We start from the raw sequence: 18,790 nt of genomic DNA on the forward strand, positions 1-18,790 counted from the left end.
ACACCGACCATGGCCGACGTTGGAACCGACCTCTGGAACGTGCAGAGGTTCGATCAGACGCTGTGCGTCTACACCACCCTCGAAGCGGCCAAGGACCACGGGGCGCACATCATCCACGCCCACTACCAGGACGCCATGGACCGCCGCCGGGTCCCCGCATCCCACCGGGCCATCGACTGGCGTGTGCACTGCTGCGGTCATCTGTACGGCCCCGGCAGCTTCGACCACACCGCCTACCCCGACACGCACGCAGACGGATGCCCGAGGCCGGAGTCCCGCGTGCTGGTCCTGCGCCCCTTCTGGGTTGCCAGTGGGAAGGCGGCGAGCACCGGCCACGTCAGCACCGACTGGGAGATCTGGCAGGGAACGGCCTACGCCCAGTTCGACCCGAGCATCACCGTATAGGCGAGAAGTGAGGACACCGACCATGAGTGCTGCCATTCTTTCCGAGGCCGAGGCCATGGAGCTCCAAGCCCGTGAAATGCTCGCCGTCCTGCACCACTGCACGACCTGGGACGAGCGCATGCGCGCCGAGGACCGGATCGAGGAACTTCGCGAGGGCGCCGCCAGCATCAAGACCCGCATTGAGTCCAGCCGCGAACACATCCGGAACTACTACGGCCTCGACCTGAGGGTGGGGCTGGGCATCAAGCACGAAGGGCGCCCCGGAGTGATCGTGGGCTTTGCTGGCCAGTACGTTGAGGTGCGACTGGACGGCGACGATCACACAACGACGTGCCACGCCACCTCGGAGATGGAGTATCCGCAGGGCACCCACATTGGGCCTGGCCCTGACGAGCGGTTCGCTCACCTCGTTGAGGTGAACACCGCCTGACCACCCACACGACGGCGCCCCGGCTGAGGAAAGCAGCCGGGGCGCCGCTGTGTCCGCACCCTACTTGTTCTGCGCGGCCCGTACAGGGGCGAGGCAGAGCGAACAGAGAGGGCAGCCGCCGGACCCGTACCGGTGCGTGGGCGGGCACGTCGGGGCAGGCGGCTTGGGTCTATCGGCGGCGAGCATGCCCACATCGTACATACGCGCGAGCCCGCCCCGGACCGGTCACGCGCCCACCGCCACCCACGGCCCGGCAATATCCGACCCCGTGTTCGACGCCGGAGTCAGCGGCGACGGCAGCGACGTCCGACCGGTGCCGTTCTTCGCGAACCGGTACGCCGACGCAGACAGCCCCAGGTTCGCCGCCGTGTCCACGCCCGTCCACCCAGACGCGCGGGTCAACGTCGGCGTCACCGACGCGTTGAACAACAACCCCACCCAGTAGAACTGCCCCGCCGACAAGGCCGTGGCCGAGATCGTGGTCGGTTTCAGCGTGGCCGAGGAGAACGATGCGTCCACGTTCGCCGACGCCAGCAGCGTGCCGCTGGAGTTGTACAAGCCCGCCCAGTTCTGGTTCGTTGTGGCCCCGGAGCCGGTGCTCGCCACCCACCAGTAGAGCTTGGTGACGGTGATGTTCGCGGCGATGTCGACCCGGGTCAGGTACAGCGTGCCAGCGGTCAACTGGGTCGAGTTGACGGCCAGTGCCGGGTCGTAGCACCAGGCGGCCGATCCGTGGATGGCCGGAGTGTCCATGCCCAGCGCGCTGCCGCTGACGGCCAGGTTGCCGCTGACGGTGCCACCCGTGGACGGTAGGGCCCCGGTGATCCGCGCGTCGTCACCTGCGGCCACCGTACCCGCGGCCGTGCCTACTGGGAGCAGGGCAGCGATACCGCCGGACGTTCCCCGGGTCTTGAGGACGCCTCCCTCCGCGTAGGCGTACACGCCCGCGGCCGGGTTGCTGGCAGGGGCCGTGCTGTCGACGAGTTCGACGGGGGCGGTGTAGTGGCCGCCGGACAGGTAGGCGGTTCCCTGCTCGATCGCTGCGACCCTGTTGAGGCAGTCGTTGAGGAAGCCGTCGATCGAAGTGACCGTGCTGGTCAGGTTGTTGACCGTGCCGTCGAGTGCCGTGAGCCCCGAGGTCAGGGCGAACTTCCCGTCAGCCCATGACCGGTCGCCGTGCGGGTCGGTCGCCTCCGTGTGGGTGGTGACGGCGGTGGTGGCGGTACCTGTCGGGTCGGCGCCGATGCTGCCCGGGCTGATCGGGTCGGTGCCGCCGGAGGCGTGGCTGGCCGCGTGCGTGGTGGGGGTGCGGGAGTTGGTGGTGGTCGGGTCGGTGGACTTCAGGGCGATCGTGTCCCCGGCACCGGCGGCCCCGAGTGGTGGCTGCGGGCCGGTCGGGCCTTGAGGTCCCACGTCGCCCGTGTCGCCCTTCGGGCCGGTCGCCCCGGCGGCGCCCGCCGGACCTGCTGGTCCCGGGTCGCCCTGCGGTCCCGTCGGGCCGGTCGCGCCCGCCGGACCGGGGTCACCTTGCGGGCCCGTCGGACCCGTGGCGCCGGCGGGCCCCTGGGGGCCAGTCTGCCCGGCCAGGTACACGACGGTGGACTGCCCGGTCAGCGTGCCGGACAGGTCCGCGCGGAGGTCACCCAACCAGTACGGGCCACCGGTGTCCGGTACTGATACGTATGTCATGTTCGGGGTGCCGTCGAGGGCGCGGCCTTCCATCACCGCCCACAGCGTGTCCCCCGCGGGCGACTCGATGCCGGCGTTCGGCACCAAGTCCACCGTCCAGTCCCCGTCCGTGTCTGGGGTGATCCGGCGGGGCTGCACGATCTCGCCCTGCTGCCCGGCCACGTAGCCGACCGCGGGTTTCCCAGTCACGTCGATGAGCGTGGCTGTGACCTCCACGCGCTGCGGGTTGGAGGTCCCGATCAGCTTCCCGTTCACCGTGGTCATGAGGCCGGACTCCAGTTCAGTGCAGGCGGTCTTGCTTGGGGTCGTCGCCCTCACCCATCGCGGTAGCACCACGATGCTGGGCGGTGAGGACCATGTGAGTGCGCTGGACGACCAGACCAGCAATCACCAGCAGAAGCAGGGTGCGCGCCGACCGGAGCACCGCTGTCGCCGGCCCTTCCGGCCAGAACGTGACCAGCACCGTGTACAGGGCCAGGGCCCCTATGGCGATCGTGAAGAGCATGACGTGGCGGCCCACCGCAGTGGACCGCCACGGCGCGTGCCGGTGATAGACGACTGCGAACGTGACACAGCACAGGGCGACCAGGCCCGATGCTGCTGTGTTGGCGAGCTGCGCCCAGTCCATCAGTGACGGCCTCCCTCCAAAGCGGCGCGGAAGATCTCCGCGAAGTGGTTTCGCTCTCGCTCGCTCGCGAGACGAGCGGCGACTTTGGAAACGTCCGGCCGGCGGTCTTCTGCCTCCTGCCGGGCGGCACGGGCCCGGGACAGTGCCTTGTCGGCGGCCCTCTGTCCCGGTGTCTCCGTACGGCTCGGGGCGGGCTTAGGACGGCGGCGCAGCAACCGTCTGATCCATCGCATCCCCGGGCACCTCCCCCCGTAGTGAGCGCAGCACGTGATCGGCGGTGCGGGACAACTCCAGCAGCTCACCGACCTGTGACTGTGCTTCGACGCGTGCGGCTTCGCTCTCCCGGTGCGCGTCCCGCCACGTGTCCCGTTCAGCCAGGACTTCGGCTATGCGGGCGTCACGGTCGGCGCGTACGTCCTCGAGGACGGATCGGGGAACGAGCTTGCCGAGCAGGATGAGCAGCACGACGAGGGTGACGAGGGCCGCGGCGCCGCCTTGTGCGACGTTCACGCCCAGCAACTCGTTCACCGCTGCTCCTTGGTGGTGTGGGGGGTGGGGCACGTCAGTGCCACTGCCAGTTGGTTACTGACGTGCCGGCGGCTCATCGCTCAGACCACTGTCGGCTTGGGCGGAATAGCCGGGACGGGAGCGGTCACCTGGGTGCGGTCGTAGGCGCCGAGCGCCATGGACACGAACGACAGCACGACGGCCTGCGTGGCCACGTCCCAGTGCAAGCCAAGGCCGACCGCGAGAGCGATGACGGCCTGGACGAGGCCGAGGATCGCGGCGACGACGCCGTCGTTCGCGATCCAGGCGACGAGCAGGCCCATCGCGGCGGCCGCGACGGCGTTGACCCAGGCCTGGGTGTTCTGGTCGACGTCCATGACGAACGCGGAGAAGAGCTTCACGGCGACGGCGAACAGCGCCAGCCACGCGGCCGGTTCACGGCCGAGGATTCTTACCGGGGACACGGTGGTCTCCTTGCTGAGAAGGGAAGTGGAGCGGGGTGGGTCAGACGTTGGGGACGCGGAGCTTCGCCCACGAGGAAGGGCCGGGGATACCGTCGGCAGCGTCGCCGGTGTAGCCGAGACGCTTCTGCCAGCGCCGGTAAGACTCCTTGTCGGCGTTGGTCCAGTTCGGGCCCGGCCCGTTCTGGTAGACGGCGCAGCCTTCCTGGACGAGACGCCGTCCCATGGCGGTGATGATCGGGGAGGTGCGGCCGCCGTGGAAGAACGCGGCCCCGGGGAACGGCTCGTACAGGGGCGCGGCCGGCTTCTTCGCGGGAAGCTTCAGCTTCTGCCCGACGGCCAGGCCGTCCGGGTCCTTCAGGGTGTTCAGGGAGACCAGCTTGGCGACGGTCGTGGCGTGCGCCTTGGCGATGGCCGAGAGGGTGTCGCCCTGCTTCACCGTGTACGTGGACGTGCCGCTGGTGGAGGCGCCGTCGCTGGCCGTGGGCTCGCCGACGAGGGCCTTGGCGCGCTTCACGATCTCCGGAAGCTGCGCCACGATCTTCGAGCCCGGGCACTGCGTGTGCCCGCCCCAGGCGCTGCCGCCCATGGCGTGATAGCCGAGGCCGCGGTCCGACGGGCCGGACGCGAGCTTGAGGGGGACGTCGTACTGTTCGTGCGCCCACGCCAGGACCTGGGCGTTGCGGTCGAGTTGGGACTCGGTGAGCTTGTCGCCGCCCTTGCCCTCGTTCTCGACCGAGAGCCAGCTGCGGTTTCCGGCGGACTGGGCCCACGCCCTGTCGCTAGTGCTGACCCACTGGTAGAGGGCGCCGGACCGGCCGGTGCCGAAGTGGGAGGACGCCTGGGCGGCCGGGTTACGGAACCAGGCGTCGGTGCCGGCCAGGGTTCCGGCCATGATGTGCACGACCACACCGCGGACTTCGCTCTGCCCGTTCAGGGTGCGGTTGGGGACGGGGCGCCAGGTGGCGCCGGACATTCTGGCCATCAGGACGCCTCCTCTTCCCGCTGCTCGGCGGTCTCGGCGAGGTCGTCCGGGGCGGCCATACCGCTCACCTGGTCCTCGGGGGGCGTGTCTCCCTCGTGTACGGGGAGGTCCTGCGGTTCGGGGCTGCTGTCGGCTGCGCCCTCGGACGGAGCCTCTGCGCTGGGCTGAGGCTCGTCGGTGTCGGTGGTGCGGGATGCTCGGGCCATCGGGGTGTCAGTCCTTTCGCACGCCCCGGGAAAGCGGATGGTCGCGGGCCACTGTGGTGTGGCCGTCCCTCGGGGGCTGGCGCGGACTGGCGCCTCGGGCGGAGGGTCGCCCTTTCGGTCAGGCTACGGGCTGAAGGGACGCGTGTTCCCCCAGCCCGAGTCCAAGGCGTTTCAGGAGACTTCGGGCTGAGGGTCCATCTTCGTCGCCGTGAGGATCTCGGTGTCCTTCTGGCAGAGCCCGCACTGGACGCGGAGCTGCCCGGCGTTGGAGTACACCTCCGTCACGTCCCACACGCGTTCGTAGTTCGGGCAGGGCTGCGGGTCTCCCTGCCCCTGCTGGTTGGGCAGTGTCCGTGTGTTGCAGCGGACAGTGACGTCGTAGTAGGTGCCGGGCTCGATGGGCGTGGACATGGTGGATTCCCTTCCTAGGAGGCGATGACGAGGTACCAGATGTTGGTGTTCGTGGTGTTGGTGCGGTTGACCCAGATCGTCAGACCGGTATTGGTGACGCTGGTGGCGCTGCACTCGACGACCGTGCCGGGCGCAGCCGACTGGGCGGTGACGAACGCCCGGTGAACGGTGCCGGAGAGGTTCAGGCCGGACACCGTGACCGAGGTGGGGGTGTTCGCGACGGGGGTGATGGAGACGCTGCCGGTGGCCATGGCCTTGCCGGTCAGAACGCCGTCGATGTAGGTGTTGCCGTCCTTGTCGACGTAGAACTTGTCCAGGCCGTTCTGCCGCAGCCGCAGCAGGGTCCCGGTGTAGCCGGTGGGTGCCTCCACGTAGATGACGCTGCTGGAGGAGACGGGCGGCTGGATGATGAGCCGGGTCTGGTCGAAGACGGCCTGCTGGTTGGAGTCCAGCGACAGGGTGGCCACCAGGTCGGGTGTGAGGGCCGTGTTGACGTAGCCGATCTTGGCGTACGTGTCGGCGAGGTAGACGCGGCCGCCGATGTACGTGTTGTAGTCGGAGTCGCGGATTTTCTCGGCGACCCAGAAATCGTTCCCGAAGAACGTCCGCCATTTCATGTCCGTGAAGCCGTGCGAGGCGAACTGGCCGGAGTTCAGGCCCAGGTCGGCGGCTCCGGCGGTGTTCTCGGAGACGTTGATGACGGCTTCGGCGCTCTGGTTGTTGTTGGTCAACCTGAAGTTAGGGAAGGCGCTGTCGGGGTCCATGATGAGCTGGGCCCCGTTGGTGCCTTCCAGGGCCATTCCGTCTCCGGAGAGTTCCGCGACGGCGCGGCCGGTGGAGTCGTAGACGAGGATCTTGTTTCCGGCGGCTTCGTTGATGGTGACGCGCTGGCCGGTGGTGGCGGTCTGGAGGACACCGCCGGTGATGGTCTTGCCGGTGATGGCGTCTGCGGCCAGGGTGCTCGCGGTGACGGCTCCGTTGGCGATGTTCACCGCGTTCACGACGCCGGTCGGGACGGTCTCGAGGGTGACCTGGTCGACCTGCATGGTGCCGCCGGTGGCGCCCATCAGGAGGCGGACGATGGGCCGCACGTATCGGGCGTTGGTGTGGAGCTTTCCGGGTGCTTTGGGGTCGGGGCAGGCGGTGGTGGTGCCGGTCGCGGCGTTGCCCTGCACGTAGCCGGTGAGCGTCGTCCACGTCGTACCGACGGCGATGGTGACGTTGTTCGCCGTGATGAAGTGCTGGCCGGTGACGAAATTGTTCGCGCCCGTCGAGCTGACGCGGGTGGTGCCGTCGGCCGCGACACCGACCAGCCCCATGTACACGGTCGCCGTGCCCGCGGTGGGCGCCACGGTGGTGCGGACGCGGACGGTCACCTTGTACAGGGTGTCCGGGTCGTACGGCGTGTTCGTGACCCGCTCCAGGGTGACCGGGCCTGAGGCTTGGGCGAGGGTGCCGCCGGCGGCGGCGTCGGTGACGCCGGTGAGCCAGCTGGAGGTGCCGGAGTCGAAGGTCTGCGCCCACAGGGTGGCATCCCCCATGGCGTCGGTGATCTTCGCGGAGATCGACTGCCCGACCCCCACCGTCAGGCTGTTAGCGGAGACCGCACCGGCCGCTATCTTCCCGGCGATGATGGCGTTCGCCGCCACCTTGTCGGAGGTCACGGCGAGCGCGTCGAGTTTGGCGGTGGTCACCGAGCCTGCGGTGAGTTCCCGCGCGGTGATCGCATCGGCGGCCACCTTGCCCGCGGTGACCGCGTCCGTCGCGATCGCGGCCGCGGTGACGGATCCGGTGATGAGGTTGGTGGCGCCGACCGTGCCCGTGCGCAGCGCCTCCACGGTGAACGCCTCCACCTCCATCACCGCGGCGTTGTTCTTCCCGAAGTTCAGCCACATCGTCGGCCGCAGATAGCGGACGTCGAAGTGGCTGGTCCCGGGCACCCGCGGGTCCGTGTTCGGGCCGGCCGGTGCCGTCACACCGGATGCGGAGTGGCCCTGGATGTAGCCGATGTACGTCTTCCAGCCGTCCGCGACGGTGAGGGTGCCGCCGTTGGACGCGCAGTAGAAGTGGCTGCTGGTGGAGTTGGCGCCGGACCGGTTGACGAACGTGGTCTTGTCGTCGGCCATGCCGACCAGGCCGAGGTAGACGGTGGCCGGTCCGGAGGGGTCTTCGGCGGTGGCGCGGACACGGACCATGACCCGGTAGAGGGTGTCGGTGTCCTGCGGGATGAACGTGGTCCCGGCGAGCTGAACGGCGCCGGTGACGGTCATCTTCCCGCCGCCGGAGGGGGTGCCGGTGGCGTTCGGGTCCACGACCCAGGTGGCGCCGGCGGACGCGGACAGCTGGCCCCAGGCGCCGCCGTCGGTCATGTAGTCGGCGTACCGCTGCGTGGCGAGGTCGGCGAGCGGCCCGCCGAGCGTGTTGAGCAGGACGGCGCCGTTGGCGATTTTCGTGGCGGTGACGATCCCGTCGAGGATCTCGTCCGCAACCACGGGGGCGGGCCCGTACGGGCCGACCTGCGTGGACGGGGTGGAGGCGGTGCCGGAGGTGTTGCGGGCCACCAGCCGCACGTACACGGTGGTGTCGACGGACACGACGACGGTGGAGCCCTGCGCGGTCTCGATCGTGGTGGCCAGCGTGGCCGCGCTCGGGGTGAAGCCGGCCACGATGCTGGCGTGGACCTCCACGCGCTGCCAGTCCAGCGGGATGACCGCACCGGCGGCGAACAGGCCGTCCCAGGACACGGTGATCCCGCCGAGCACGGAGGCGACGATCGGATCGGAGGGGGCGGGCGGCGGCGGCCCGTTGACGATGTTCACGGCGGTGGTGCCGTCGCCCTGCTGACCGACAATGCCCCGCAGCGACCCGGCATCGTCACGGACCTCGATCGCCGCGTTTTCGATGCTGCCGCCGTGCGCGTAGCGCTGGCCGCGCCGCATCTTGGCGAGCTCCCGGCTCAGGCGGGCGATTTCCTCGGGAACGTTGGGCACGGGTCAGTCCTCCGGGGAGCCGTAGTGGAAGCTGTCGGCACGCCGCAGGGTGAGGACGGCCTGGTCGGGGTGTTCGGGCCGGTAGGAGTCGGCGGTGATCCGGGACCAGCCGGACCAGGACACCCACTGGTTGTTGACGGTGACGCGGACGTCGTCGCCGATCTGCCACGAAGAGATTGGGGCGTTGGGGTGGTCGCGGATGGTGATGGACTGCACGTCCCCGAGGACCTGAAGGCGGCGGCGTTCGGCGGTGGCGCGGCGGCCGAGGACGTCGGTTCCGTTGACGTCGGGGAGGGCGAGGACGGTCTCCATGCGGAGGCGTCCGTCGCGGTGCGGGTCGACGGCATACCGGGTGGCGGTGCCCTCACCGGAGCCGGTGCCGATCACGGTGTTGGCGAAGTCGTCGCCGGAGTACGTCACCGCGGGCGCTTCGACGATGTTCACGCCCGTCGAGAAGGAGATGTCGGTACGGCGGGTACCGAGCCTGGGGTAGCCGAGGGCGAGGCGCCGCAGGATGCTGCCGTTCGCCTGGAACGAGGACAGGTTCGTGTACTGGGGGGCGCCGTCCTCCGACACCAGATCGTCCATCAGTTCACCGAGGACGGGGGTCTCGTACCAGTAGGAGTGCCACGGCTCCGCCGGTGTGCCCGCCTTCGCGCTGGAGGTGGTGGCGTCCACGACCACGTCCAGGTCGCCGTCGGGCTGCTCCTGGGCGTAGGCCCAGATGGCGCGGATGATGACGCACGGATCCTGGAACACGTACGGGCCGCGGCCGCCGAGCTCGCCGTGGGTGTCATGCCGTTTCGTCAGATACGACGACCACCCGGCCGCCTCCAGCCGGAACTCGCCGTCCTCAGGCTCACACGACCAGATGAGGCCGCCCCACCGGAGGTAGCCGTCGGCTTCTGCGTAGATGAGGGCCTTGGCGGGCTGGAGGACGGACGCGTTCGCGGCCGCCCACCTCGGCACCAGAGTGGCGGAGAACGAGCCGGGGCCGTTGAGTTCGTTGCCGAACTCCACGTCGGACAGGGGCAGGGCAGGGTGCAGCACCTCGCCGGTAAGGGCGTCCTGGGTGAAGTACCGCCACCTGCCCACTACAGAGCGCCCTCGGTGAACTCGATGTCCACGTTGAAGGTGGTCGTCGCGTCGACACCGACTTTCCCGGCGTTGGCGGAGCGGGTGCGCATGCGGGACTTGAAGGACTGGGTGGTGCCGCGCATCGCGGCGCCGGTGGTGGTGGTCAGGTCGATCGTCTCGACCATCTGCACGGTGCCGCGCCGGGCGGAGGTGCCCTGGTTGTCGTCGATGCCCACCCACTGCGCGGCCTCGTACGAGCCGAGGAGGAATCGGAAGTTCGCCCACACGTTGCCGTCGGCGTACCGGAGTCCGCTGATCGTGTAGACGACCTTCGCGGATGCCGCCCACACGGGGATGGGGATGCTGGCCAGGGTCGGGCTGGGGAACGTTTGCCACGTCTCCGAGGTGCCGGAGATCTCCACCAGGGGGTCGGCGGCGTAGTACGGGTACAGGGTGCGTTCCCGGCGGGGGTTGGCGACCTTCCGCAGGTCCACGATCATCGAGTTCGTGATGGTCGCTGTCGATGACGGGATGTCGATACGCGCGAGCGGGATCGCCGAGTAGCCGGACGGGGCGGACGTTGCCGATGAGCTGACGTTGGTGATGACCTGGAAATAGGCGCAGTCTGACGGGTCGCGGGTGCCCTCGTACTCGGGGTCCTCCACCCTCAGCACGATCATGTCGGATCGTCCGGTGCCGCCGGTGGAGCCGACGTCCACGGTGTCGGTGCCGATGTTGTAGACGCTGTAGTGACCCTGGACCGTGGACACTTTCCCGGCGATGACCCCGGATCCGTCGGCGATCTGCACCCCGGCGCCCGGCGTGGACAGCGCCGTCACCTTCAGGTCGGAGGACTCGGTGATGCCCTGGTTTCCGCGCGCCAAGTCTTTGATCATCATGCGGAACATTTGCGCGGTGTGCTCGCCGCCGGTGACCGCGATCGGGGTGGGTTGCAAAGCCATTGGGGGCCTTCCTTCAGAGCGCCTTGTAGGCGGGCCACCAGGTGACGGCCAGCGTGGACGTGAGCGTGGGATCGGTCGCGTTCCAGCGGATCTCGTTCAATCCGGGGGTGAGCTGGAACTGGTCGATACGGCTGGTGGGGGCGAGGGGGGCGCCGCCGCCGTTCTCGCGGAGCACGGTGCGCCACCCGGGCCGGGTGTCGATCTCCACCCACTCCCCCGCCGCCAGCGTCGTCTGCACCGTGATCGAGCGCCCGGACGTGACGTGGTTGATCGTCGGGTTGGCGCACGGCCCGTTCACCCGCAGCACCGGCCACGTCGCCGCCGTCCCGGTGACCTGGAGGTAGCCGGGGCGGGCGATCGCGGACGCCTCCCCCGCAATGTCGAAGGGAAAGAGCAACGGGAACGTCATGCCGCCCTCGGTGAGCGACCCCAGCGGCATGGACGTGGTGTCCGGGGTGTCGGCGTAGTACAGGTGGTCCTGGCCCTGGAACTCCACGTCCAGGGGGATGTAGCCGTGGATGCCCTGCGTGACGTCCGCATCCAGTTTGCGGAGCCGGCCGCGCACCACCCGGGTGGGACGGCCGGGGAACTTCAGCCGGAGGTTCATCGTGGTGCCGCCCTGCCCGCGCACCGCCGCCGTGTCCGCATCCGCCTGAAGCGCGGCCAGTTGGTCGAGGACCCCGGTGAAATCGCCCGCCTTCTTGATGGCCGCATCAATGCGCAGGGTGCGCCCGCTGTAGTAGTCGGCGGCCAGCCACAGCCCGTCCTCGCCGGGGGGTTCGACGTCTGCGGTGCGCAGCGGCGGCTGCCCCAGGCCCTCGATGGTGCGGATCGTCACCAGCGTGCCGGCGCCGATGAGGACGGTGCCGAGCTGGTGCTGAAGGTCCGCAAGCTCGATCGGTGTGGTCATCGGCGGGCTCCGACTCCGCCGCGCGCCAGGCGCCGCAGCTGGTAGGCGTTGTCGGCGTCGACCTTGCGTGCGGTGGCGACCGCGTCTCCGCCGGAGGTGACGTGGAAGGTCTGCGTGCCGACGAGGGGACCCTGCTCGCGGATGATGATGACGCGGCCTTCGTTGGCAGACCGCAGCCCGAGCCCGAACCGGCCTGCCACGTCGGCGAGGACCGGCAGGGCGGAGCGTCGTTTGCCGCCGCCGAGCGGGATGTAGGCCTCCCCGCCCGTGGACGGCTCGGCGAAGGTGACGGCGCCACCCCGGGTGGCGTAGATCCCGGAGCGGATCCCGCCCTCCGCGTACGCCATGCCCTTGTTGGCCTTGGCCAGGTCGGCGAGGAACCGGGACGCGCGCCCGCCGAGGGACGTTTTGATCTGCCCGGCGGCCTTGTTGGCGACGGCGATGATCTCGTCCTCGCCCAGGCCGGTCGATGCGGCGACGTCGTGGAGGCCGGTCTTGTTGGAGGTGACGGCGGCGATGATCGCGACGAGTTCCTCGACCTGATCGGCGGTGAGAGCGTTGTTCGCGGCCTTGGCGGCCTTGTTGGCCTTGCCCGCCTTCTTGGGGTCTTTCACCGCGGACGCGGCCAGGTCCATGGCCGCCTCGTCGTTCTGTGCGGCCAGCTGCTTCGCGAGATCCCCGTAGCCCTGCGCGGCCAGCTTCGCCAGGTTCGCGGCGAAGTCTTTGTCCAGCTTGTTGGCCTTGTCCAACTGGCGCGTGTAGTCCGTCAGCGAGGCCTTGGCCGTCTTCTGGAGGCCGCGCAGGGCGGACGCCATCTCGTTGATGTACTTGGTGGAGCCCTTCGCCATCTTCGCGGCGAGCTTCTCGCCTTCCTTGCCCATCGAGGCGAGGGCGTCGGCGACGTCACCACCCACCCGGTCGGCGACCGTCTCCAGGTTCTTGTTCCACACGGCGGTTGCCTTGGAGGCGGACTTGAGCTTCTTCTCGACCGCGCCGATGTCGAAGTACTCGACCTCCTTGGTCTGCCACTTCCCCTTCACCTTGACCTTCACCTTGCGGGTCTTGTTCCCGGCTGATCCGGCGTCGGAGGCGGAGTACAGGGAGCCGGTCTGGGGGTCGTAGCGCCAGTCGGTGACGTTGCCGTCCGCGTTCCACTCGATGGCCGCCGGATTGCCGCCCAGGCGCCGCACGGTCTCCTCGACGATCGCCCTCGAGCGCGGGCGCTTCGACGGGGACAGCGGCACGTAGGCTTCGCCGCCGGTCTCCGGCTCGGCCCACATCCGCCACGCGCCGGCCGGGGCGATCTGCGCGGTGTGGTTCTCGGCTCCGCCCGCGAACCGGCGGGGCGTGCCGTTGCGGACGCCGCCGTCGGCGTAGTAGTCGACCACTCCGCCGTCCCGCTTCATCAGCGGCACCTTGTAGAACGTCTCTTTGGTGACGGTGGTGACGTAGTTGGTGACGGACTTGCCGTGGAGCCTGTCGATGGCGCCCTGGATCGCCTGCACGTTGCCGATCGGCCCGCCGGTGGGCACGGTGATCGTGACGTTCTTGCCCTTGGTGTCGCGGATCTTGAAGCCGAGCTGCTCAAGCTGAGCACGGGCTTCTGCGGTGGGCGCCCGCATGGTGATGGTCTTGCCCTTGGTGGACGCGACCTTCTGCTGGACTGCTTGCAGATCGGCAATGGCGGCCTGCGTCTGGGCGCCGACCTTCACGTTCTTGCCGTGCGTGGACGCCAGTTTCGCGATGAGCAGGTCGAGCTGTTCGCGGGCGGCTTGCGTCGGGGCGGTGATCTTGTATTCGCGGGTGCCGGGAATCAGCTTGATCTTGTAGCCGAGGTCCTCGAGTTCCTTCTTCGCCTGGTCACCGAGCGCGTCGACCTTGATGGTCTTCTGGTTGGGGAACTGCTCGAACTGCGCCTGCACGGCCAGCAACTCCGCCAGTGTGGAGTCGACGCCCTGCGTCTGGAGCAGGATCGACACCTGCCCGGGGATCAGGCCGAGGGAGTCGGCGACCTTGCCGGCCTGGGTGGCGGTCAGCCCGTACTCGGACATCAGGTTGATGGCCGCCGTGCGGGACTTCTCCATCTCGCCGCGCGCGGCGGCCAGCGATTCGGGAAGGCCCTTGCCCTGGGACTGGGCGAAGTCGTAGGCGGCGATGGCCGCGGAGGCAGATCCGTCGGCGACGGTGTTGAGGGTGTTGAACAGCTGCTGGCCGTTGCGGGTGGTGGTGTCCAGGGTGCCGTTCGTTTTCAGCAGGGCCTTGCCCCAGCCGTCCGCCCGGTCGATGCCCTCCGCCATGGCCTCATTGGCGTTGGAGATGGCCTCGTTCACCCGGGCCTGCGCCGCCTGCAACGACACGCTGCCGCCGGAGAGCAGGTCCAGGGCGTCACGCAGCGCGCGGGTGCGGGTGTCGGCGTCGGCGGTCTTGTCCGCGAGGGCGGCAACCGCATCCTTCAGCCGGCCGTAGGCGCTGGCGCCCTCACCCGCACCCTTCGTGGCCGAATCCAAGTCCTTCGCGTTCTTCGCGGCCTGCTGCGCGTCCCCGGACATGCTGCGCAGTTGCTTGGCGGCCGCCTCGTAGGACATGGCCTGCCGCAGGATCGATTCACGGTTCTTGTCGCTGCGGCTGGTCTCGTTGAACGCCTTGACCTGCTTCTTCGACAAGCCTTCCAGCTTGTCGGCGAGGTCATCGACGCTCTCCCCCTGCCCCAGGTAGGAGTCGGTGACGTCGGACAGGCTGTACCCCAGCTTGCCCATGACGCCCATCAGCGTCGTGTTCTGGTGGGAGAGCTTGGTGTTCTGGATGGTCTGGGCGGCCTGCTGCCGGACGGACTCGTCGATGACACCGTTGGACTGGCGCATGGCCGCGGTGAGGCCGTCGATGGTCGCCTTGTGCTCGGCGGCACGGGCGGCGGCCTGCTGCTGGGAGGAAGCGAGCAGCCCCAGGCCAACGGTCAAGCCCGTGAGGGCGACACCCCAAGGGCCGCCCATGGCGCCCATCAGGCCGCCCATCGCACCGCGCAGCCCGGTCCCGGCGGCGGCGGTGATGCCGCGCAGCGTCCCGGTGAAGCCGGTGGCAGCAGTGGACGCGGTGCGGAACGACTCGCCCATGCGGGCGATGACCGGCACCCGGGACTGAAGGACAGCGAACGCGGCCCCGTAGCGGGACAGGGACTGGCCGGCCGACCCGGCGAGGGTGCGCTGGAGGTTCATCTGGTCGTTCAGCGACCGGAACGCCGTGGTGACCCGGCCGGACACGGTGCTGGCCAGTCCGGCCATGCGGGGCTGGATCCGGTTGACGAGGAGGGCGGCCAGGACGAACTGCTGGATCGGGCCGGGCAGCGCGCCGAACGCGGACACGAGACCGGCGACCAGATGCCCGATGGGGACCAGCACCCCGGACAGTGCGGCGGCTGCGGAGGCGGCCAGATCGATCGCCATGACCACCAGGTCCAGGCTGCTGGCGACCGTGCCCGACTCGCCCGACAGGTCAGCCAGGCTGGAAACGACGGGTTCGACGCCGTCGGCCAGGTTCTGAAGGACCTGGATCGCGGACCGGCCGACGCTGAGCAGCAGGTGCAGGAAGTCGGCCAGGGCTTCGCCGCCGAGGTCCTTGAACGGGGCGACCATGTCGTCGGCGGCGTCGGCGATCCCGGAGAACTGCTGGCGCAGGGCGGCGCCGATGTCCGGCCCGAGGAGGGTGGCGGCGTCGTTGAAGTAGTCGAAGAACGCCTTGATGCGGGGGGTGGCCTTCGACAGGCCGGAGGTGATGCCCCGGACCAGGAACTCCAGGCCGGGCGCCATGCCCTGGTAGATGGTCAGCCCGGTCTGCTTGGCCTGGGTCTTCAGTTGGAGCATCGCGCCGGCGAGGCCTTTGCCCTTGGCGGCGGCGATGTCCGCTGCCGCGCCGGTGTCGGAGACCGCGGACACGAGTGCGTCGAAGGAGTCGACGCCTTGGTGGGCGAGCGCGATGGCACCGGACATGGCCGGCTTGCCCATGGATTTCTTCACCGCGGCCGCGAAGTCCTGCTGGGTCATGTTGTGCTGGGCCTTGGACAGGCCGTCGATCACATATCGCAGGCCCTTGAAGTTGCCCTGGGCGTCCCACGCCTCGATGTTCATGGCCTTGAGGCCTTCGATCATCTGCGGGGTGGGGGCGGCGAGGTTGGCCATCATGCCGCGCAGGGTGGTGCCGGCGGTCTGGCCGAGGATGCCCGCCTTGCCGAGCATGCCGACGGCGGCCGCGGTCTCCTGCATGGTGACGCCCAGCCCGTGTGCGACGGGGCCTGCGTATTTCATCGCGTAGTAGATGTCGATGATGTCGCCGGACGCGGCGTTCGCGGTGGCGGCGAGGGTGTCGGCGGCGACGGAGGCCTGGTCGGCGCCCATACCGAACTGGTCCATCATGTCGCCGAGGTACTTCGCGGAGTCGGCGGCGGACACCTGGGCTGCGGAGGCCAGGGTGAGGGAGGCGCGGGTCGCGGAGATCGCCTGGTCGGTGCGGAACCCGGCCTTGGCGAGTTCGACCATGGACTCGGCGGCCTCGGTCGCTGTCGCCGCGGGCAGCGTGAGGTCGTTGCCGAGCTGGTCGGCGGTGGCGGCGGCGCGCTGCATCTGCAACTGGGTGGCGCCGGTGACCGCGCCGAACGTGTTCATGGCCTGCTGGTATTCGCCGCCCATCTTCATCAGCTCGGCGCCGCCGATGGCGAAGGCGCCGCCGGTCAGGAGGGTGGCCATGGAGGCGAGCTGGTGGCGGGCGCGGCCGGTTTCGTCGGCGTAGCGGCGCATGCCATGGGCGCTGCCGCCGACCCGGGCCAGGCGGGCGTCGGCGCGTTGCGCTGCCTGGGCGAGCCGGAGCAGGTCACGGACGGCGGTGTCGATCTGCCCGGACATGCGGGCGAGTTGCCGTCCGGTGGTGCGCGAGTTGTCGCCCAGGGTGTTGACGTGCCGGTTGGCGCGCTGGGCTGCGTCACCGTACTGGCCGATCCTGCGGGCGGCGGTGCGGGCCCCGTCCCCGAGGGAGTTCAGGCGGCGGCCGGTGGTGCGGGCTTCGCGGCCGAGGGTGCGGATGTGGCGGCTGGCGGTCTGGGAGGCCTGCCCGAGTTCGCGGACCTCCGCCTTGGCGGTGCGGGCCGCGGTACCGAGGGTGCGGGCGTGTTTCGCTGAGGATTTGAGGGCTTGGGCGAGGTCGTTTCCGTGGCCGCGGAGGTCGACCGACAGATTCCAGTTGGCCACTGTTCCTCGCCCTCCCTTCCGTCCGTGCGTCGTCTAGCTGAGGAGCTGCTCAGCGATCTGCTGGGCGGCGTAGATGTTGGCGGGCATCAGCAGCACCTTCATGCCGTCTCCCGCCTTGCCTTCGGGGATCTCCCGCTGCTTCATGGCGATCTCTTCGCAGCCCAGGCATTTGTGCGAGACCGCGATGTAGGCGTCGGTGTAGTCGCCGTGCTCGTCCGCCCACTCCGATTCGCGGGTGCCGCACTGCGGGCACACGCCCCGCTGGTACTGGGCGTAGGCGAGGGCCTTGGCCCGGTCGCCCGCGGTCCAGGTGCCGTCCCCGCCGCGGAACCGGCTGTGAGGGATCCCCCACTGGTGACACAGGGCGAGTTCGGCCCGCAGCCGTTCATCCTCGGTCAGCCTTTTCCCAGGTCGGCCCGGGTGGTGTTCTGCACGCTGTAGGCGGCGTTGAACATGGCGTCGGCTTCGACGAGGGACCACGACGACAGCAGTTCGCGGGCTTCGTCCTCGCTCATGCCGTCCACGGACGCAGCCGCGATCAGGGCGGCGGGGAAGCTGTCGGCCCACTGTTTGCCCTCATCCGATTCGCTCTCGGACGGCTGGTGCTGCTTGTACAGGGCCTCCAGCGCGGTGCGGGGCAGCGCCCTGAACCGCAGGGGGATGGCGACCTGGTCGTAGGCGGTCTTGGCTTCGTCGTACGCCGTCTGCGCGGTTGCCGCGTCGGTGGCGGCTTCGCTGTCGCCGGGGTGGTCCTTGGCGAAGGCCTGCGTCACCTCGAGGTTGCGCTGGGCGCGCTGGAAGCGGGTGCGGACCTCGGTGTCGTCGCAGATCACGAACGTGGTCTCGGCGAGGGTGCGGGCACGGAGCCGGTCCATCTTGGCGGCCCAGTGCGCGTCGGCGGCCACCGCGGCGGGGGGCGGTTCCGGCTTGGTGCGGGTGGTGGTCATCGGGGGTGTCCTTCGTCAGGGGGGCGGACCTGGCCGGGCGCATCAGCGCCCCTTCCCGAGAAAGCGGTGACGTGCCCGGCCAGGAGCTGAGGGGGGACGGTGGCGGGTCAGCCGCCCGGCGTGGTCGTGGTGACGGTGACGGTCGGGGTGGTGCCGCCGGTGAACGATCCGGTCGCGGTCATCTGCGGGACGTCGCCGCCAGCCAGGTTGCCCTGGAAGGTGACCGTGACCGGGGTGCCGGGGTGCGGGCCGCCCGCGCACAGCACGTCGCCGACACCGATGTTCGACAGCGCGACCAGCGCGGACTGAACCTGGGAGGCGGTCGCGTTGTAGGGGATGGCGGCGGTGGTCTGCCCGGAGAACGTCAGCGTGTACGTGCCGCCCGTCGGAGTGCCGGTCACAGTGACGGTCTGCATCTCGCTGGCGCCGGTGGCCGGGACCGGGGCGCCCTGGAGCGGGCGGGAGGTGATGGAGCAGGTGACCATGAACTTCGCGGCCTCGTTGTCCGCGGTGTACTGCGGCGACTGCGACGCCACCCGGATCGGGAACACGTCCATCGAGTTGTTGCCGGGGATGTCGCCCTTGCGGAGGATGACGACGTATCCGGTGGTGCCCTTGGCGAACGTGGCCTCGAGGTCGGCGTCCTCTTCGTCCTCGTAGAACGTGAACGAGGAGCTGTCGGCCTTGTCGGAGCCGGGGATGGTGGAGTCGTAGGTGTCGGCCATGTCGGGGGTGTCGATCTCGTTGTTGGAGACCGTCCAGCCGTCCATGGCGGCGATGTACTCGGAGAACTCCGTCCCGAGGACGAGTTCGGTGCGGTTCGGGTTCATGCTGTCGGCGGCGATCGTCGGCACGAAGTAAAACTTCGATGTGCCGCGCCGCATGTACTTGCGTACCGGCATTGGTGGGCCCCTAGGTTCCCGGGGCCGTGCAATCCCGTCTGGGACG

The 18,790-nt window shown here is 69.5% G+C and carries 17 protein-coding genes; 2 read left to right on the top strand and 15 right to left on the bottom strand.

Annotated features, from left to right (window positions below):
• The first annotated feature begins 9 nt into the window (after nucleotides 1–9).
• Together AB0959_RS39940 and AB0959_RS39945 are read left to right on the top strand one after the other, a co-directional pair.
• On the top strand, nucleotides 10–405 hold the full coding sequence (locus AB0959_RS39940) for a hypothetical protein (RefSeq protein WP_366831702.1): 396 nt from the start codon (nucleotides 10–12) through the stop codon (nucleotides 403–405).
• Nucleotides 406–427: 22 nt separating this feature from the next.
• Nucleotides 428–835, top strand: a complete 408-nt coding sequence (locus tag AB0959_RS39945) for a hypothetical protein (protein WP_366831703.1) — start codon at nucleotides 428–430, stop codon at nucleotides 833–835.
• A 225-nt stretch (nucleotides 836–1,060) separates the two neighbouring features.
• Here the strand turns inward: AB0959_RS39945 and AB0959_RS39950 are convergent, their stop codons facing one another.
• The 15 genes from AB0959_RS39950 to AB0959_RS40020 all read right to left on the bottom strand — a co-directional run bounded on the left by AB0959_RS39950 (nucleotide 1,061) and on the right by AB0959_RS40020 (nucleotide 18,744).
• Complete coding sequence (locus AB0959_RS39950) at nucleotides 1,061–2,788, bottom strand: hypothetical protein (protein ID WP_366831704.1); 1,728 nt, start codon at nucleotides 2,786–2,788, stop codon at nucleotides 1,061–1,063.
• Between the two features lie 16 nt (nucleotides 2,789–2,804).
• On the bottom strand, nucleotides 2,805–3,152 hold the full coding sequence (locus AB0959_RS39955) for a hypothetical protein (RefSeq protein WP_366831705.1): 348 nt from the start codon (nucleotides 3,150–3,152) through the stop codon (nucleotides 2,805–2,807).
• Between the two features lie 195 nt (nucleotides 3,153–3,347).
• Nucleotides 3,348–3,680 (bottom strand): hypothetical protein, encoded by a 333-nt coding sequence (locus tag AB0959_RS39960; RefSeq protein WP_366831706.1) that lies wholly within the window; start codon nucleotides 3,678–3,680, stop codon nucleotides 3,348–3,350.
• Between the two features lie 80 nt (nucleotides 3,681–3,760).
• Entirely contained in the window at nucleotides 3,761–4,123 is a 363-nt protein-coding gene (locus tag AB0959_RS39965; RefSeq protein ID WP_366831707.1) for a hypothetical protein, read from the bottom strand.
• A 40-nt stretch (nucleotides 4,124–4,163) separates the two neighbouring features.
• Nucleotides 4,164–5,105: a peptidoglycan-binding protein gene (locus AB0959_RS39970; RefSeq protein WP_366831708.1), complete on the bottom strand. Its 942-nt coding sequence runs from the start codon at nucleotides 5,103–5,105 to the stop codon at nucleotides 4,164–4,166.
• The gene (locus AB0959_RS39975) at nucleotides 5,105–5,311 is read right to left on the bottom strand and encodes a hypothetical protein (protein ID WP_366831709.1); all 207 of its coding nucleotides are present in this window, start codon (nucleotides 5,309–5,311) and stop codon (nucleotides 5,105–5,107) included. Before AB0959_RS39975 ends, AB0959_RS39970 begins: the two co-directional genes overlap by 1 nt.
• Before the next feature lie 171 nt (nucleotides 5,312–5,482).
• Nucleotides 5,483–5,722, bottom strand: coding sequence for a hypothetical protein (locus AB0959_RS39980; RefSeq protein ID WP_366831710.1), 240 nt, complete (start codon nucleotides 5,720–5,722; stop codon nucleotides 5,483–5,485).
• Nucleotides 5,723–5,736: 14 nt separating this feature from the next.
• Nucleotides 5,737–8,712, bottom strand: a complete 2,976-nt coding sequence (locus AB0959_RS39985; RefSeq protein ID WP_366831711.1) for a hypothetical protein — start codon at nucleotides 8,710–8,712, stop codon at nucleotides 5,737–5,739.
• Between the two features lie 3 nt (nucleotides 8,713–8,715).
• Nucleotides 8,716–9,807: a hypothetical protein gene (locus AB0959_RS39990; protein WP_366831712.1), complete on the bottom strand. Its 1,092-nt coding sequence runs from the start codon at nucleotides 9,805–9,807 to the stop codon at nucleotides 8,716–8,718.
• Entirely contained in the window at nucleotides 9,807–10,751 is a 945-nt protein-coding gene (locus tag AB0959_RS39995; protein ID WP_366831713.1) for a hypothetical protein, read from the bottom strand. The genes AB0959_RS39990 and AB0959_RS39995 overlap by 1 nt, the downstream gene beginning before the upstream one ends.
• A gap of 13 nt (nucleotides 10,752–10,764) precedes the next feature.
• Complete coding sequence (locus AB0959_RS40000; protein WP_366831714.1) at nucleotides 10,765–11,661, bottom strand: hypothetical protein; 897 nt, start codon at nucleotides 11,659–11,661, stop codon at nucleotides 10,765–10,767.
• Nucleotides 11,658–16,895, bottom strand: coding sequence for a phage tail tape measure protein (locus AB0959_RS40005; RefSeq protein ID WP_366831715.1), 5,238 nt, complete (start codon nucleotides 16,893–16,895; stop codon nucleotides 11,658–11,660). Before AB0959_RS40005 ends, AB0959_RS40000 begins: the two co-directional genes overlap by 4 nt.
• A 33-nt stretch (nucleotides 16,896–16,928) precedes the next feature.
• Nucleotides 16,929–17,150 (bottom strand): hypothetical protein, encoded by a 222-nt coding sequence (locus tag AB0959_RS40010; RefSeq protein WP_366831716.1) that lies wholly within the window; start codon nucleotides 17,148–17,150, stop codon nucleotides 16,929–16,931.
• 140 nt (nucleotides 17,151–17,290) lie between these two features.
• A complete protein-coding gene (locus tag AB0959_RS40015; RefSeq protein ID WP_366831717.1) occupies nucleotides 17,291–17,842 on the bottom strand; it encodes a hypothetical protein in 552 nt (183 codons plus the stop codon).
• A gap of 107 nt (nucleotides 17,843–17,949) precedes the next feature.
• On the bottom strand, nucleotides 17,950–18,744 hold the full coding sequence (locus AB0959_RS40020) for a hypothetical protein (RefSeq protein ID WP_366831718.1): 795 nt from the start codon (nucleotides 18,742–18,744) through the stop codon (nucleotides 17,950–17,952).
• Nucleotides 18,745–18,790 lie beyond the last annotated feature (46 nt).

This window comes from Streptomyces sp. NPDC046862 (assembly GCF_040704615.1).
Lineage (GTDB): Bacteria > Actinomycetota > Actinomycetes > Streptomycetales > Streptomycetaceae > Streptomyces.

What these genes read in the sequence shown, in the direction of transcription:
- AB0959_RS39940 (WP_366831702.1), top strand. Translation starts at nt 10, where the DNA reads ATGGCCGACGTTGGAACCGACCTCTGGAACGTGCAGAGGTTCGATCAG.
- AB0959_RS39945 (WP_366831703.1), top strand. Translation starts at nt 428, where the DNA reads ATGAGTGCTGCCATTCTTTCCGAGGCCGAGGCCATGGAGCTCCAAGCC.
- AB0959_RS39950 (WP_366831704.1), bottom strand. Translation starts at nt 2,788, where the DNA reads ATGACCACGGTGAACGGGAAGCTGATCGGGACCTCCAACCCGCAGCGC.
- AB0959_RS39955 (WP_366831705.1), bottom strand. Translation starts at nt 3,152, where the DNA reads ATGGACTGGGCGCAGCTCGCCAACACAGCAGCATCGGGCCTGGTCGCC.
- AB0959_RS39970 (WP_366831708.1), bottom strand. Translation starts at nt 5,105, where the DNA reads ATGGCCAGAATGTCCGGCGCCACCTGGCGCCCCGTCCCCAACCGCACC.
- AB0959_RS39975 (WP_366831709.1), bottom strand. Translation starts at nt 5,311, where the DNA reads ATGGCCCGAGCATCCCGCACCACCGACACCGACGAGCCTCAGCCCAGC.
- AB0959_RS39980 (WP_366831710.1), bottom strand. Translation starts at nt 5,722, where the DNA reads ATGTCCACGCCCATCGAGCCCGGCACCTACTACGACGTCACTGTCCGC.
- AB0959_RS39995 (WP_366831713.1), bottom strand. Translation starts at nt 10,751, where the DNA reads ATGGCTTTGCAACCCACCCCGATCGCGGTCACCGGCGGCGAGCACACC.
- AB0959_RS40000 (WP_366831714.1), bottom strand. Translation starts at nt 11,661, where the DNA reads ATGACCACACCGATCGAGCTTGCGGACCTTCAGCACCAGCTCGGCACC.
- AB0959_RS40015 (WP_366831717.1), bottom strand. Translation starts at nt 17,842, where the DNA reads ATGACCACCACCCGCACCAAGCCGGAACCGCCCCCCGCCGCGGTGGCC.
- AB0959_RS40020 (WP_366831718.1), bottom strand. Translation starts at nt 18,744, where the DNA reads ATGCCGGTACGCAAGTACATGCGGCGCGGCACATCGAAGTTTTACTTC.